The sequence below is a fragment of the Terriglobus roseus DSM 18391 genome (assembly GCF_000265425.1).
Classification (GTDB): Bacteria; Acidobacteriota; Terriglobia; order Terriglobales; family Acidobacteriaceae; genus Terriglobus; species Terriglobus roseus.
In genome coordinates this window covers 2,016,373-2,032,637 of sequence record NC_018014.1, presented here as the reverse complement: position 1 = coordinate 2,032,637, position 16,265 = coordinate 2,016,373, and the positions used below count along the sequence as shown (strand labels likewise).

Sequence of the window (16,265 nt, the reverse complement as noted above, 5' to 3'; positions counted from 1 at the left end):
GCTCGCTATCGCCGTAGCGAGCGATACACCTGCTCGACTCGCTCAGCTACTGCCCTGGGATCGAACTCATCTTTGACGGTCACTTGTCCACGACGAGCGACTTCCTGTGCGGCCTGCGGATTCCGCAAGATATGAATCACTGCCCCTGCAAGACTCTCCGGATCGTTTGGCGGCACGAGCCATCCGGTCTCGCCGTGCCGTACCGTCTCCGAAGCTCCTCCTCCGCGGGCGGCAACGACTGGCTTGCCGGCGGCCATACCCTGGGCAATGACCTGACCAAGCGGCTCAGGGATGATCGATGCATGGACCAGGACGTCGAGGGCGCCGATGGCCGTGGCGATATCTTCCTGGAATCCGCAGAAGGTCACGGCGTCATCAAGGCCCAGTTCGTGCGTCAGAGCATGGAGCTTCGCTTCGTGATCCGCTTCTCCGAAGAGTGCAGCCCCAATGATGGAAAAGTGGGTAGCGGGAAAGACTGCATGGATGAGCGCGGCGGCGCGAAGGAAGACATCCTGTCCCTTCCAAGGGCTGATTCTCCCAGCAATTCCAATCTCGACTCTGCCCATCTTCATCGCATCCGCGAGTGGTGCACGTTCTGCACCCACCTGAGCAAATGCAGCTACATCAAAGCCGGACGAGACGACACACTGCGGCTTGCCTGTTGGAAGGAACAGTGTTTCCAGCGTGGCATACGAGTTGGCAATGACGTAGTTGGGCAGGATTCGGCATAACTTTCGAAAGACGATGACTGCACGATGCGGAAGGTAATCGTCCGCGATACGGTCGCGGACGTGCCAGATCAGAGGAATCCTAAGAAGACGCGCTGCCAGGCCGCCAAGGATGTCAGCCTTCAGGGAGTTTGTGTGGACCACGTCCGGCCGAAGTCGGCGAACAGTCTGCACCAGGTTAGCGATGTAGCCCATAAGGACGAACGCCTTGGAGAACCCCATGGAAGAAGTTCCGCCAACCGCTTCCTTTCGCATCTCCCGCACGCTGGAGTCGAGGGGCAGGATGACGACCTCGGCTAGGCCCTGGAGTTTGGTCGCAAGCGGACCATCTTCGAAGAGCAAAACCGTAGGATCGAAGGCCTGCTTGTCGAGCTCCTGAATGAGTGACAGTAAGGCAAGCTCACCGCCACTCATGGATGCGGTCTGGTCTATATACAGGACTCGGGTGCGACGAGGGCTCGACGACGACTTGGTCATTATCGAGTGATGATATAGGTGGCTGCGTTGAGGTAGAGGCCGAACGTAGCGGCCACCTTGGCAACATCTGCGACTCTGTCCATCGTGGTGCGTGGAACGAAGACGATGTCTCCGGACGAGAGTTCCATATCATGTTCGAAGATCTTCGGATCCGACATCTTCTTCAGATTGAGCACTCGTACCTGTGGCGACGCGCCCTCCATGTCGTGAAATACGACTACCTGCTTCTCTTTACCCGTGGACTTGATACCACCGGCAAGCATGACCGCCTTCAGGGCTGTCGTGGGTTCACGCATGTCGTAGCGCAGAGGAGCGTTCACCTGGCCGGCAACGATAAAGTAGGGTTTCTGGAAGTCTGTCAGCACAATCGCGACTTCAGGATCCTTAAGATGGCCCGCTGCCTTTTCCTCGATCAGCTTGATGGCTTCATCGACGGTGCGACCACCGACTTGAACCTGACCAGTACTCGGCAGAACGATATAGCCGTCGGGCTGAACAGTAACTGCCTGGTTTAGGTCAGGCGTATAGGTGAATTGCACGGTCAACTGATCGCCCGCGTGCAGCCGATACGAACTTCTTTGCTTCAGCGCGACCTGCGCCGCCATGGACGTCATTAAAATGCCGACTGCAAAGATAGCAAGGGCTATCTGCCGCAGCATCATCCTATTCAGTACTCGCTTCGATTTTCTTATGATCTGCAATGTGTACTCCTGGGGCGAACGCCCCTTGTTACGATCTTTGATCGGGGTTCCGCCGAACTACATCGCGCCGCTACCGCGGATCACGGCAGGTATTGTTTTGAGCAGAATGCGGCAATCCAGGAATAGGGACCAGCTATCGATGTAGTCAAGATCCTGGCGCATCCATGTGTCAAATGTTGTGTTGCTGCGCCCGCTGATCTGCCACAGACAGGTAAGTCCCGGCTTCACGCTGAAGCGACGCAGTAACCAGCCCTCTTCAAATAGACCAACGTCACGCAGCGGCAAAGGTCGCGGACCAACCAGAGACATGTCGCCCGTAAGTACATTGAACAGCTGCGGCAGTTCATCCAGAGACGTGGCGCGCAAAAACCTGCCGACCTTCGTAATGCGCGGATCATTCTTCATCTTGAACGTGGGTCCACCCATCTCGTTCATCGCTTCCAACTGCTTCATCTTTGCCTCAGCATCGATGCACATGGTCCGGAACTTGTAGATCGGGAACTTCTTTCGATTCATGCCGTAACGCTGTTGAATGAAAATCACTGGGCCGGGGCTCGTCACTTTGATGAGCAAAGCGATGAGTAGGAGAACAGGAGCGAGCAGAACGACTGCGGCGAATGACAGACCAAAGTCCATTATGCGCTTGACTACATCGCGAACATCAAATCGCTTCGCATGCAACATGACTCCGCGACGAAGAATCTGTGACCGGCTGGAATGTGTAAGGATCCGAGTCTTAAAGCAACTCGCGGATAGATGGACAGTCACGCCGGCATTCTCAGAAAGCGTAAGGGCTCGTTGGATGTGGTCATAGTGAGAACGGGTGGGTAACGCAATCACGACCGCCTCAACCGGATGATACTTTAGAAGGCTCGGCAGAGCGTCGATTTCGCCTAGATACCTGGAGAGGAGGCTGCTGCCAGGCTGGAGACGATCATCTACGCAACCCACGACGTTGTAGGTTTCGCTGATCTCGAGCAGTGCTGCCTCTGCACCTTTGCCAGATCCGACAATGATCGCATCCGGCTTGCCCCAGCCAAGGTGGCGTTTGACGTTAGGCCGCTGAAACTCTAGCAGAACCAAAAGCGCACTACTGGCCAACATGGCCAGGCACGCACTCTCGGCCGCGACGCCTGTATTTCCGATCCCTAGAATTGAGTGGGCACACACCAAGCCAAACGCGGAACACAAAATCGACGCCATCACAACGCCCTGTAGCTCGCATAGCCAGAGGTGCTTACTGTTATCCAAGGGACGCAGATACACCAGCATGTTCCACAGCACCATTGCCATTAACACCACCAGCACGCGGGAGAACGCAAACTTTACGTCCCATCCTTCGTGGAGCGTAGAGAGATGCAAGTCATGCGTTACCCATACCCACGCGAGTGCAGCCGCAGCCACAGGGACAATCCCGCGTAAGACTCCATACACCACGGAAGTATGCTCAGCCTGCGCTGCCGGGAAGAATCGTACGGGTGGGCTATTGAGGTTTAGTTCCAGATTCTTCACAAGTGTCTCCGCGCGTTCAGGTTGTGCGACATAGGGCACAGCGCTCGGTGATCCACTATGGGTCCAATGCACTGTGCAAGTCTTCACGACTACCCTTGCAGTTGGAACGCCACAACGCGGTTAACGCGCGAATTTTAAAGTTATTGGCATGCTAGGCGCGAATTGGCGCTTAGTTTCCTTGTCAGACGTATGCACGAAAGGGTATTTTGCTATGCCTTCAGATTGAACGATCGACCGGGAAACATCTGACTTTATTTCGGCGGTGCCAAGGGTCGATAGCTTAACGACACAAAGAGGAAAATAATTTCCCTACTGACGCAAAAGCATTCCAGCACCGAAGGAATCCGCGCAGGCTCCGGCTATTTGGACGGAAGTCACTGTGATTGATGAGGCGTCGGGGGTGAAGGAGCCAACCAATGTAAGTCGCAATCCACTCGCCGAGACCAGGGTCATCGACACCGAACTACCAATCACATAGCTTGAATCTGCATCGAGCGTTGCGCCCGTCAGACAACCGGTGCCTATGACCGTTGCGCTTCCTGAAAGAGAGAAATAACCCGTTCCATCAGGATACGGATCCTGTGTCGTAGCGATAACGAATGTCTGTCCACCGGCAAGCGCGCCGCGATAAGAACCCGTGAGCGCGTCGTAACGCGTACCGGTCACGGTACCGGCTGTACCCGATGCGCAGCCTCCGCGAACTGAATATGTTCCAGTGAAATGCGTGGCAGTCTCATCCTGGGTGGCATTGATCGTGGAGTACTGGCCATTGACTGCGAAACCGTTCAGCACGAGCGCTCTTCCCGTCAGAGTTCCCTGTGATGGCAATGTTGTCGCGCTTACGAAACAATTGCTCGCGCCCGGAGTGACTTGAAAGACACTCTGCGTAGTTACAGCCGCCGTGCCTGTGGACTTGGGCTCGTAGATCCAGCCGGCCAACGCAATAAATGGCGATGTTCCAGCGGTGCTGGTGGCCTGTACCTGCCAGTTCCCGATCTCACTGGCGACTGCAGGAGGAGGAGTCACTGTTCCGTCGCCAATCGGGACGCCGCCATATCCGCATCCGATGACCACCAGTAGCCCGGTGAGGCTGGCCATCGCAGCGAAACGTTGTGCACGCTGACGGCTCCCGACTTCGGGTCTTTGCTTCGTTGCGGATGAGGATTGATACCGGTCAGTCATCGAGAAGATCACCTAAACTTTCGTCAACGTCGCTTGAGCGACGTTGGTCGGGCACCCGGCACCTGTAAACAGGAGACCGGAAACACTGATGGTCGTTGCCTCGGCGTCAAACTCGCCGGTAACATCCATCTTTGGGCCATTTGAATTTAGGAAGCTCATTTGCACGTGGTTTCCAATCACCGACCCATTCGCGGTGCTGAGAGTACCCGTGGTGAAACAGGTTTGCCCCGCGACCACCGCAAAGCCGCTCACGAGGAACTTCGCTTCGCCCGTACCCAGTGCGAACTGATTCAGTGTCAACGTGACCACCGTCGCCGGATCTGCGCTAAGTGACCCTCTATAGGTGCCGGTCAGCGCGCTATAGCGTGTACCTGCAACGGTGCCTGCAGTGCCATCCGCACAGCCACCGGTCACGCTGTACGTCCCGGTGAAGTGTGTCGAGGTATCGTCTTTCGCCGCAGAAATATCCAGAACCTGCTGGTCGAGGCCGAATGAGACAAGGTGAAGGCGCACACCTTGAATGACGCCGTTCATCGGCACGTTAGCAGCCGCCGCATAGCAGCCCGTGGACGCAGGCAGGAAGGTTCCTGTTGTCGGGTGCGAGGTTCCCGTCTGCTGCTCGTTGATGTAGCCGCTGAGCAGAGTAAACGGAGCCGTACCTGACGTCGCAGTAGCCTGCACCACCCAGTTCCCCGTTGAGTCCGGGTAGGTCTTTGTGCTACCAGTTCCCCCCCCGCTGCCGCTGCCGCCACCGTTCGTGGAGCAGCCACTGATCACGAACGGAAGTAACAGTAGACAGAGAACGCTACTGTGACTACGAACCAGGCTTTGCATCATCGTAAAACACTCCACTTGAGCACCTTCGCTCCATCGCGGAGTGACCCATGCTTCCTACCTGTGACGTTGAACATAGGGTCATGCCTGTGCCGTAAATCACAACCCGTCCTGCTCCCTAGATCAGATGTCAGGTGCCATGGAAGTGTTGTCATGCAAACCCCTGCTACTTTGAAGATGTACCCATTAGCACGCGTTGAAGCGATCGTGACTCTGAACGCGTCTGGCAGGTCACTTTTGTGCTTGAGCATCACCGCTTAGCGCCTCCAACCTCGGTCGCGTCCGGCACTCGGTCAATCTCCTGGCATTGAGTCGCGTTGATGGTGTACCGCCATCCCAGCAGCCAGTCGGCCGATTCGCTGCAGCGCCGGAACACGACCTCAAGCCCGTCGCGGTCTGAGAACCCCATGTCTTTCGTACCGGCGCCTGGCAACATGACATATTGAATCCGTTTGTCACGGAGGTATTGCGGCACCTGTCCGCTCACCAGATAGTGATAGTAGGACGGATCGACGAGGCCTCCCAGATCGATGACCTGGCCTTTCCACTCGTAACTGACTCGACCGATGTCAAAGGCTGCCAAGCGCGTGTCGGGCGGCAGGTTCTGCTGCATCCAAGTGCCGATTTCGCCATGCACGCGGCTGATGTGAGCCACTCCAGACTCCGTTACCCGGCGCCAAGTGGAGATGGAAGCCACGCCACTTACTAGCATCACAAAAAAGACGAGTGCAAATGCTACCTTCGCAGGAAGATGAACCATGCGGCGCAGCGCAAACAACACCCCGAAGAACAACAGTGGGAACAGCAACATCACCACAATCGGCTGATAGCGTCCACCATGGCCTGCTGCGGGAAATGTGGCCAGATAAGTGAGAAAGTGAACTAAAGCCCAAAGCAGCAGGAACTTGATGCGAAGCGGCTTGCGACGCAGAAGCGCAACGACACCGCAAATCATGAAAGCCAGCAGCACAACACCGATAAGTCCCGTCCGCGTGCCGAGTTGAGTTGGCGAACTCAACTGATTCACGAACCCTGTGCTGAACTCTCGCGGCAGCCGCTGTACCCATCCACCCACGAAGCGCAGGATGGTGCCGACTGAGTGCGATCCGCCGGTGCTGTGGAAGTATAGCCAGGACCGTCCTTGTAAGGTGGCCGGCATGGGCGAGCCTGAAGTCCAGAAATTCGCGGACACCACCAGCGAAGTGGCCACAAACCACAGGGCAGTAACAATGGCGTAATCCCGCCAGGGACGTGGACGTGAACGGCTCACGGCTGTCACCGCCAGCAGCATCGGAGCAAATACCACCGCCTCCGGCCGCGTCAGCACCACTAAACCGCTGAAAAAGCCGGCAATTATCACCTGGCGCAGACTCGGCTTCCCACCGTCAAACCAAAAGAGGATCGCCAACAGGGAGAATGCTACAAAAAACAGGTGCTCCATGCCAATCAGGCCAAGCCACAAAAAATTGCCGGATAGCGTGGGTGCGGCGGCAAGCACGGCGGACGCCTTCCACGACATGCCGTCACGCCGGGCCAGGAGGAAGAAGGTGCTGCCAATAACCGGCAGGATCACCAGACTCAGACCGAGATTGTAAAAGACTGGATCCAGACCGGGAAGCAGTGTGTATTTGGCGGCTTGCAAAAACTCCCACAAAAGGCTGGTAGAGCCGGACGATGGCCGATCCGCAAGAAACCCAAGGACGTGGTGATAGGCCAGATTCCGAGCAACTGTCTGGTGGATGTACGAATCATCCAGCGGGAAGCCGAATCGGGTGCGCAGAGCGCTCGCAAGGATCAGGAACGTGACAAGGTAGAGCAGCGCAATCGCTATCGCACAGATGCGGTCCGACGGCTCGCGGACAGACCGGATGGTCCCTAGCGGCCGCGCGGGTCGACTTTCCTGTACTTCAGTGATTGTTTGCATTCCAGTGGCTCCCCCGGGTCCAAGTCTTTGGACGAATGCCATTGACATTGCACTTGAGTGGCCGAAGTGATGCGTCTACGGCAATCAACTGCAAATATTTGCAGAGGAGTCGGGATCAAGCGGCATTCGGGTCCGACAGCTTCGGATGGCCGCTAAATAGTAGGGTTTACGCGATGTAGGAACGCTGCGGGCTTCTGCTCCGAACACTGCTCTACTCAGCACACACGTCCGGATTGCTCCCCAATCAGTGGCGTACTGAGACCGCTAAGAGCATTAATCCAAAATTCGGGAGAGGGTCGCAAGCACGGGCGAGCCGCAACTCTCGTCGCCAGCACCAGCCACCATCTCCAATGCAGGTTGACACGAACACGCGCATCCGCAGTACCTTTTGTGCAGACCTTCACGGTGTGAGAAGAAGCTGGCGAAGCGCACACCGTCCAGTCATACCCGGTTGCCCGCACGTTTCCTTCAAGGGCGTCTCACCAGGACCTGACCTACAGGTCGACAGTGAACTCCAGCAGGCAGACACACGAGCTCCTGCAACGGATCTGCAAAGCGCTTCTGTTCTTCCACCACCCTGCCGACTGCCAGCAACGTCGTTCCTTCAGTGCCGTCGGACCGGCCGGCGTCAGAACACTGCGTCTGCGCCGCTTGGCTGGAACACCGATAGCTGCCTTGCAGCTCTGCGCTAAAGTCGTCTTCTTGCGAGTTCCGTGCTCCTAGTCCCACACGGAGTGCGCTTCGGTACTTGCGATAAAGAAAATCCCGCGCTGTCCACAATGCGGTCGCTGTAAACGCATTGGCCGATGGCGTCCTTGCCGGCGTAAAGAATCGTCCGTTCTTGGCATGTTGAGCTGCTGAAGTCTTTTTGACGCTATACCGACTTGCGCTCTGTGCCGCGGCGCAATCCCAAGTGCACGTAAGCGCGGAAGAGGGCCTTCTGCGTGTACCAGAAGCGCTGCCATGAGGCACCTTTCAGCGCTGGCAAAAATCGCAGCGCCTGCAGCAGACCGAACCTAGCTCTCGTGCCGACCAACACCTGCCATATGATATGCAACACGTGCCGCGGTACGGAAATGTGGTCCCAGATCGCCACAACCCAGTTGTAGGTCATCTCACCGAACGCATCGCCATCCTTGATGGGCATCATTCCGGCGTAGTGTCGAAGCTCTTCGCGATCGCCTTCGTAATGATCCAGCACTACTTCAGGGTCATAAATCAGCTTCCAACCGGCACCACGCACGGCGAGTGAAAAGGCAAGATCTTCGCATGGCTGTGCCCCCCGGCCTAGCAGCCGTTTGTCAAAGCGCAACGAGGCAACCGCTGCGGCGCGGTAACTCATGTTGGCGCCCTTCAACAGGTCAACCGGCCTTGGCGGACCGATGCCGCAGTGATGGTTCCCTATGTAGCGCCCGTGAATCTGAAGAATGCCCACGGTCGGCTGGCGAACCTCTGCACCGGCGTGCGGCCCAGCAGGGCGATCCCTCCCGCCCACTGCCCCCACGGTCGAGTCCGTCTCAAAGTGCGTGCAGATGCGGTCCAGCCACTCAGGCAGCGGTGCCGTGTCATCGTCAATCATGGCGATGATGTCGCTTCGAACAGCGTCAAGCCCGGCATTCCGCGCGGCAACTAAGCCAGCAGTGTGGACCATGATGATGCGTACTGGAAAGGGCGGAGGCTGCATTCGCGCCACGAAAGTCTGCGTCGCCACATCCTCGTCACGGACCACAACCAGTAGCTCGTCTGGAAGACGCGTTTGCAACGCGAGTGCGCGGATGCAACGCTCAACATCAATCGGCCGCCTATAGGTGCAAAGCAATACACAGGCACTTAGAACATGTCGATCTGATTTGGTATGTGGTGAGATGGAGCTCTCCTCAATGCTACTTGCATCCACATACAATTGTATCGCCGAACCGCGAAGTCGCGCGCTGGCCCACTCTCAAGCAATCCTGAGTAATCGTATCTGAAAGAATTATCGCGAGCAGATCAGATACTGCGGTGCACCTGTGACGGGCTGGACTCCTCACCGCCATCCTGACCCGGCGTATGAAGCTTCGGCAACACGAGTGAAACCGTTGTCCCGAGCAACCAGATTTCAATGAAAAGGTAATTCCTCCCGCAACTAGGGAATTAATTCCCTAAAAAGTGGTAAGTATGGCCATATTCTGCCAAGACAAACCGCGCTATAAAGGTTGTACGCACTCCGCAGAAAATTTCACAACCGGTTGGGGACCCCATGACTTTCTTGACGCGCTTCTGCGCGCCCACGATCCTGTGCGCGCTTGCCACACTTCCTGCCTCTGCCACCAGCTACTTTGTGTCACAGTCTGCTGGTAATGACAGCAATGACGGTCTGAGCCAGTCTGCCCCCTTTGAAACACTTGCGAAGGCGAGCAGCCTCGTTCATCTTAAGGGTGGCGACGCAATCCTGCTAAAGCGTGGGGACGTCTGGCATGAGCAATTCTTAATCCCCAGCTCCGGCTCCTCGTTCAACAGTCGCCTGGTCGTCGGCGCATACGGTTCTGGTCGGCTTCCAATCATTGACGGCGCCGACACTATCAGCGGATGGAGCCTCATCTCCTCCGACACCTACCAGACGCATCGCACCGAAGCGAGCTACAAGGTCTTCGTGGACGCCCTCTACAAGCAGACGATCCCGCTTACACGTCAGTCGAACCTCGCGAATGCCATCAATACTGCCGGGTCGTTCTACGCGGACGCGGACACCCTGTACGTCCACCTGCTGGATGGCAGTGACCCAGCCAAGCACACCATCGAGGTTTCCGGCAGCACCCACAAGAGCGGCATCGTCGCCTCAAACAAATCCTATGTCACGGTTCAAGACCTTGAAATCATTCGAACGACAAACTCTGGTGTCGCGTTTGTCCTCGACTATGGAAACCTGTTCGGGACGAGTGGCAACCAGAACAACACGCTCAATGCGCTGACGACGTTCAATACCGGCTCGACCGCCCCTATGCCCTTCGGGTTCGAAGGTGGCATCCTGGTGCGGGCAAATACATCGTTTGGCTCGCGCGCGCTGATGGGATGGCAGATCACCAACAACAACATCGGTCGCCTGGATTCTCCCTACGGTCTCAACTACAACATCGGCGGCATTGAACTGCGGGGCACATATGGTGCCCTGGTAAAAGGCAACACGGTGAAGACGACCAACGCCATGGGCATTCAAGACCGTCCTTATGGTCTCGCTTCAACATGCCGATATAACCTCATCGCAGAAAATACGCTTTCCGACAATGAAGGCAACATTACCGCAGACAGCCCGTATGACCAGGTGACATCAAACACCATCACCAACAGCCGTGGCTTCGGTATACAGGTTCAGTCGTACGGCTATGCCGCTGATAACACCATTGCACACCTGGGCCTCAGCCGCGATTCCAGACTGTACAACGGGATTGATGGCAATGGAGGCGACCACGCCCGCTATGTCAACAACATCATCACAGATGTGCACGCCTGCTCGATAACGGTTGAAGGTAATGCAATTGGCGTCAGCATTGAAGGCGGGCGCTACGATTCCAACAACGCTTCGGGGTGCCCTTTGTACACGACAGCAAGCGCTGGAGCCGTTAAGTTTCGCGGTAGCATTTCATGGATACTGAACACAGCCGTGCCAAGGCCATTTGCTTACAGGATCAAGGATCCTACGGATAGCGCGCACCGTTACACGGCCGCGGAATTTCAGAAGATCACGAAGTAAGACTCATCTCGCTTGGCTGTCTGCTCTCCTGACCGTAAGAGCAGACAGCCAAGCGAGATCTTCTTCGTAAAGACATCCTCGATGCGACGCGCCTCCGCATCGCAATTTGGTGTGCATCGCAGAGGGGAGTGCTTTTGACGAGAGTGCCCCGGGATACGTCCACTACGTACAATTGCCACGTTTCGACTCTGCCTTTGGCTCTGGCTTTAACGTCTTCGCTCCTGTGAGCAAAGCGTCGATGTGCCTTTCACCCAGTGCTGGGAGAGCAGCCGACACGTTTGCTCCCGAACACATCGGCGACTTCCATCGGCACACACGCCGCTGGAAGTCGCGATATCAAGAACAGCAATCCACATACGTGACACCTTTTCAGCATCTGCCGCGCTGGCCACGTTGGGACTGTCCGACAGTTTTGCTTCGCCTTCTTATCGCCTGTCAGCTCGTTACTCTTATAAGTGCGGGAGAGCATCGTTGCGATGCGCGTGTTGCCAGTGTTCGATTACACCTGCGAGATGGGCACCATGCGTAGGAATTTCTTCGAGTGGGTGTCCCAGTCGGAGAGGAAGCGTGCGGCGCGTGTGCTTTCGCTCTTGGCGCCGTGTTCTTCCAGCAGCGACTTCAGTTCGGCCTGGGCTGCTTCGTCGGTTTCGGCGAAGGGGATGGCCTGCAGGAAGTCGGCGTGATAGCGGGAGCCCGAGAGTACCGTGCCCTCCGCGTCGTAGAGCCACGCGATACCGCCGGTCATGCCTGCGCCGAAGTTCAGGCCGATGGATCCGAGCACAACGACGGTACCGCCGGTCATGTACTCACAGCCGTGATCCCCTACCGCAGCGACGACCGCGGTGGCGCCGGAGTTGCGGACGGCGAAGCGCTCGCCAGCCTGCCCCGCGACGAAGAGCTTGCCGGCAGTTGCACCGTAAAGAGCGACGTTGCCGAGGAGGACGTGTGCGCCGCTCTTGGTCTTTGCGAGGCCACGTGCGCGGATGACGATTTCTCCACCGCTGAGGCCCTTGCCGACGAAGTCGTTCGCTTCGCCGGTCAGCTCCAGCTTCATGCCTTCGATGGCGAAGGCTCCGAAGCTCTGTCCGGCCGTGCCGGTGAGCTTGATGGTGACGTCCGGCAGTGGCATGGGCGATTCGGCCTTTGCCTGCAGGATAGTCATCTCACCCGCGATGCGGGCGCCGACGGCACGATCCTTGTTGGCGATCATGCCGCTGACCGAGTAGGCCTCGCCCTTTTCGAAGGCGGCGACGGCAGGTGCGACCCACGCGTCGTCCAGAGCGGGTTCTGTCTCGGGACGGTCGTTGCGGATGCCGTCCCACTTGCGGGGGCCGTTTCCTTCCTGCACCAGCATGGGCGACAGGTCGAGACCACCGTCGAAGCGTACCTGCTCGAGCAGGTCGACGCGGCCGATGGCTTCTTCAATGGATGCGAGGCCGTAGCGCGCAAGCATCTGCTGCAGGTCGCCTGAGAGCTGTTCGAAGAAACGGACGACGTGCTCCGGCTTGCCGCGGAAGCGTGCGCGGAGTTCGGGTTTCTGCGTCGCGATGCCGGTGGGACAGGTGTTGAGGTGACACTGCCGCGCCATGTCGCAACCGAGGACGACGAGGACAGCGGTGCCGAAGGCGAACTCGTCCGCGCCAAGCATGGCTGCGATCAGCACATCGCGTGCGGTGGAGAGTCCGCCGTCGGTACGCAGACGGACGCGTCCACGCATGCCGTTTGCCATGAGCGTCTGGTGAGCTTCGGCGAGGCCGAGCTCCCAGGGATTGCCTGCGTACTTGATGGACGAGAGTGCCGCTGCGCCGGTGCCGCCGACGTTGCCGGCGATGACGACGTAGTCTGCGTAGGCCTTCGCTACACCTGCGGCGACGGTACCGACGCCACAGCTTGAGACGAGCTTGACGCCTACCGCAGCGCGCGGATTGACGCGCTTGAGGTCGTGGATGAGCTCCGCGAGATCTTCAATGGAGTAGATGTCGTGATGCGGTGGCGGCGAGATCAACGGCACGCCGGGCTGGGCGTGACGCAGACGGGCGATGAGGCCGGTGACCTTGTGGCCGGGGAGCTGGCCACCTTCGCCGGGTTTGGCGCCCTGTGCGACCTTGATCTCGATCTCTTCAGCGTGTGCGAGGTATTCGGCGGTGACACCGAAGCGACCGCTGGCGACCTGCTTGATCTTGTTGTTGAGGAACGAGTGGACGGCGGGTGCTTCGACGATGGGCTCCGCGACAGCGACGCCGCCGGGGGATGGCTTGTTGACGAAGGCCGAGGCCTCACCGGGCATGAGCACGCGACGGTTGCCAGGGTGCGGACGGTAGACGTCGGAATCTTCGCCGCCCTCGCCCGTGTTGGACTTGCCGCCGATGCTGTTCATGGCGATGGTGATGGTGGTGTGCGCCTCAGGGCTGAGCGAGCCGAGCGACATGGCCGAGGCGGCGAAGCGCTTCATCATGGAGCGTGGGGACTCAACCTTGTCGAGATCGAGCTCGGGCCCTGCGGGACGGATCTCCAGAAGTTCACGGAGGACCGTCGGCGTTTCCTTGGTGGCAACGGCGGTTGAGTAGATCTGGAACGCTTTTGCGGCGTCTTCCGGCATGGGCACGTTGCGGGCGGAGCCCACGACGGATTGCAGCGCCTTCACGTTCGAGGGCTGCCATGCGTGCGGTTCGGCCATGTCAGCCTTGCGGAACTTGACCCAGCCGTAGTCGGGCAGGTCGATCTTTGCCTGGAGATCGGGCGAGACGGGCGCGCCCCAGAGCTGGCGGATGCCGTGCTCGATCTCTGCGAAGCCGACGCCGCCGAGCGGTGCGGGTGTGTTGGGGAAGCAGCGGTTTACGACTTCGTTGCTGAGGCCGAGGATGTCGAACGGGTAGGCACCGCGATAGCTGTCGACGACACTGACACCCATCTTCGACATGATCTTTGCAAGACCGGCGTCGAAGGCCTTGAGCATCTTGATCTCGGGGACCTTTGCGTCGCCGTCAGGGCCTGCGGTGGCGCGTGCTGTCTCGAGCGCGAGCCATGGGCAGACAGCGCCCGCGCCGTAGCCGATGAGAACGGCAGCGTGATGCACGTCGCGCACGTCACCTGCTTCTACAGCGATGCCGGTTGCGGTGCGGAGGCCGGCCTTGACGAGGGCGTGATGGACGACGCTGACCGCGATGGCCATGGGAATGGGCAACAGGTCCGTGTCGGCGTTGCGATCGCTGAGCAGGAGGATCTCTACGCCCTCTTTGACGAGCTCGACGGCGTTGGTGCAGAGCGCTTCGATGCCGACTTCAAGCGAGAAGCGGGAGGAGAAGACGCACTTGAGTTCGCGCAGACGCAGCGTGTCGTTGTGAGGGTACCTACCCTGGCGCAGGGACTCCAGCTTGCCAATGGAGAGAAAGGGTGATGGCAGGGCCATGCCGCGCAGTGATGCCTGCTTGTTGAGCATGTGCGACCAGGGGCCGAGGCGGGTGTGCAGCGATACGACGATGGCTTCGCGCAAGGGATCGATGGCCGGGTTGGTGACCTGGGCGAAGCGCTGGCGGAAGTAGGCGTAGACCGGCCGGGGTGTCTTCGCGAGGTAGGCGAGCGGTGTGTCGTCGCCCATGGACCATACGGCGTCCTTGCCGTCGGTTGCCATGGGTGTGAGGACCATGCGCACGTCTTCCTTGGTGTAGCCGAAGTTGCGCTGGGACTTGGCGATGGCTTCGAAGTCGGTGGCGGGCAGGTCGACCCACTCGGCAGAGATGGTGGTGTCGTCGATGAGCGCGGCGTAGCTGCCGTCTGCGTCGAAGAGGTCGAGGAGTTCCTCGTTCTCGTAGATCTTCTTTTCCTGCAGATCGACGACGAGCATCTGGCCGGGTCCGAGGCGGCCGCTGTGGGTGACGGTCTCGGGATCGAGATCGACGAGGCCTGCTTCGGAGCCGGCGACGACGAGTCCGTCCGTGGTGATGGCGAAGCGGCAGGGGCGCAGGCCGTTGCGGTCGAGCGCGGCGCCGACGTAGCGGCCGTCCGTAAAGCCGAGTGCGGCTGGGCCGTCCCATGGTTCCATGGTGTCCATGTGGTACTTGAGGAAGGCCGAGTCGCGGCCTGCGACGGCAGGCGGCAGGAGGACGCGGATGGCTTCCGCGATGGTGCGGCCGTTGTGCATCAGGAGTTCGACGGTCTCATCGAGCGAGGTGGAGTCGGTGCCGTCCTGGGTGAGGATGGGCTGACACTCTGAGGGCAGCGTGGAGTAGCGCGCTTCCATGCGTGCGCGATTGCCCCAGACAGTGTTGATCTCGCCATTGTGCGCAAGAGTGCGGCCGGGCTGTGCGCGGTGCCATGCGGGCGTGGTGTTGGTGGCGTAGCGCTGATGGAAGAGCGCGAAAGGCGTGGTGAAGCTTTCGTTCTGCAGGTCCGGGTAGAACTCGGGCAGCAGACGGCCGCTGCACATGGACTTGTAGACCATGGTCTTCGAAGAGAGCGAGGCGACGTAGCCGGTGACTTCGCCGGCTTCGAGGCGGCGCTCGAAGGTCTTGCGCGCGAGATAAAGCTTGCGCTCGAAGTCTTCCGGGGCGCCAGTGACGAGGACGTGGCGGATCTCCGGCATGGTGCCGAGTGCGATCTCGCCGAGGACCTCGGGCTTGACGGGTACGTCGCGCCACGTGAGTACCGTGATGCCCTGCTCTGCGAGGCATTCGTCGAGGACCGTGCAGGTGTTGGCACCCTTTTCGCGCACGAAGATGACGCCGACGCCGAGGGGCTGTGCATCGTCGAGTGTGACACCTGTTTCTGCCAGCAGAAGGGCTCGCGGCACGGCGGACGTAATGCCGACGCCGTCCGAGCTCTTACCATCTGCAGCGACCGCGCCGCGATGTGCGAGGCGGGCGAGCGCTGTCAGCGCATCCGTAAGGACCTTATGCGAGGCGACGTTGCCGGAATCCGCGACAAAGCCGACACCGCAGGAGTCGTGGTCGAAGCGGGGATCCACAAGGGAGCGCACCGACGTGCGGGCGCTGACAACCTCGGGGCGGGCGGGCAAAAAACACGTGTCCATAGCTCATTCTACTGCGCGGAGACCGCGATTTTGTGCGGGCGCGACGGTCTTTCTGTAAGGATTCCTAACCGTTCGCCGAAATTTCCGGATCACAGCTTGGGAGTTTGCTTGACGGGGGTTCTGTATATTTATACAACTAGATGTATAG

Annotated in this window: 9 protein-coding genes; 1 reads left to right on the top strand and 8 read right to left on the bottom strand. The window is 58.9% G+C overall.

What is annotated here, in order from left to right:
* Nucleotides 1–5 precede the first annotated feature (5 nt).
* The 7 genes from TERRO_RS08480 to TERRO_RS08450 form a co-directional block, all read right to left on the bottom strand.
* Entirely contained in the window at nt 6–1,205 is a 1,200-nt protein-coding gene (locus TERRO_RS08480; protein WP_014785593.1) for a glycosyltransferase family 4 protein, read from the bottom strand.
* Nucleotides 1,205–1,810 carry a polysaccharide biosynthesis/export family protein gene (locus TERRO_RS08475; protein WP_245536256.1) on the bottom strand — a complete coding sequence of 202 codons (606 nt, stop codon included), beginning with the start codon at nt 1,808–1,810 and terminating at the stop codon, nt 1,205–1,207. The genes TERRO_RS08480 and TERRO_RS08475 overlap by 1 nt, the downstream gene beginning before the upstream one ends.
* A 153-nt stretch (nt 1,811–1,963) precedes the next feature.
* Complete coding sequence (locus TERRO_RS08470; RefSeq protein ID WP_014785591.1) at nt 1,964–3,418, bottom strand: sugar transferase; 1,455 nt, start codon at nt 3,416–3,418, stop codon at nt 1,964–1,966.
* 309 nt (nt 3,419–3,727) lie between these two features.
* Nucleotides 3,728–4,612 (bottom strand): hypothetical protein, encoded by an 885-nt coding sequence (locus TERRO_RS08465; protein WP_052313299.1) that lies wholly within the window; start codon nt 4,610–4,612, stop codon nt 3,728–3,730.
* Nucleotides 4,613–5,377 (bottom strand): hypothetical protein, encoded by a 765-nt coding sequence (locus TERRO_RS08460; RefSeq protein WP_157178294.1) that lies wholly within the window; start codon nt 5,375–5,377, stop codon nt 4,613–4,615.
* Nucleotides 5,378–5,684: 307 nt separating this feature from the next.
* Nucleotides 5,685–7,076 (bottom strand): glycosyltransferase family protein, encoded by a 1,392-nt coding sequence (locus TERRO_RS08455; RefSeq protein ID WP_245536255.1) that lies wholly within the window; start codon nt 7,074–7,076, stop codon nt 5,685–5,687.
* 1,156 nt (nt 7,077–8,232) lie between these two features.
* A complete protein-coding gene (locus TERRO_RS08450) occupies nt 8,233–9,255 on the bottom strand; it encodes a glycosyltransferase family 2 protein (RefSeq protein WP_425358500.1) in 1,023 nt (340 codons plus the stop codon).
* A gap of 342 nt (nt 9,256–9,597) precedes the next feature.
* Here TERRO_RS08450 and TERRO_RS08445 point away from each other — a divergent pair, with 342 nt between their 5' ends.
* Nucleotides 9,598–11,088: a right-handed parallel beta-helix repeat-containing protein gene (locus TERRO_RS08445; protein ID WP_014785586.1), complete on the top strand. Its 1,491-nt coding sequence runs from the start codon at nt 9,598–9,600 to the stop codon at nt 11,086–11,088.
* 499 nt (nt 11,089–11,587) lie between these two features.
* On the opposite strand, the gene TERRO_RS08440 is transcribed toward TERRO_RS08445, so the two are convergent.
* On the bottom strand, nt 11,588–16,117 hold the full coding sequence (locus TERRO_RS08440) for a glutamate synthase large subunit (protein ID WP_014785585.1): 4,530 nt from the start codon (nt 16,115–16,117) through the stop codon (nt 11,588–11,590).
* Nucleotides 16,118–16,265: the final 148 nt, after the last annotated feature.

Excerpts from the sequence above, each read along its gene's own strand:
- TERRO_RS08480 (WP_014785593.1), bottom strand. The coding sequence starts at position 1,205 with ATGACCAAGTCGTCGTCGAGCCCTCGTCGCACCCGAGTCCTGTATATA.
- TERRO_RS08475 (WP_245536256.1), bottom strand. The coding sequence starts at position 1,810 with ATGGCGGCGCAGGTCGCGCTGAAGCAAAGAAGTTCGTATCGGCTGCAC.
- TERRO_RS08445 (WP_014785586.1), top strand. The coding sequence starts at position 9,598 with ATGACTTTCTTGACGCGCTTCTGCGCGCCCACGATCCTGTGCGCGCTT.
- TERRO_RS08440 (WP_014785585.1), bottom strand. The coding sequence starts at position 16,117 with ATGGACACGTGTTTTTTGCCCGCCCGCCCCGAGGTTGTCAGCGCCCGC.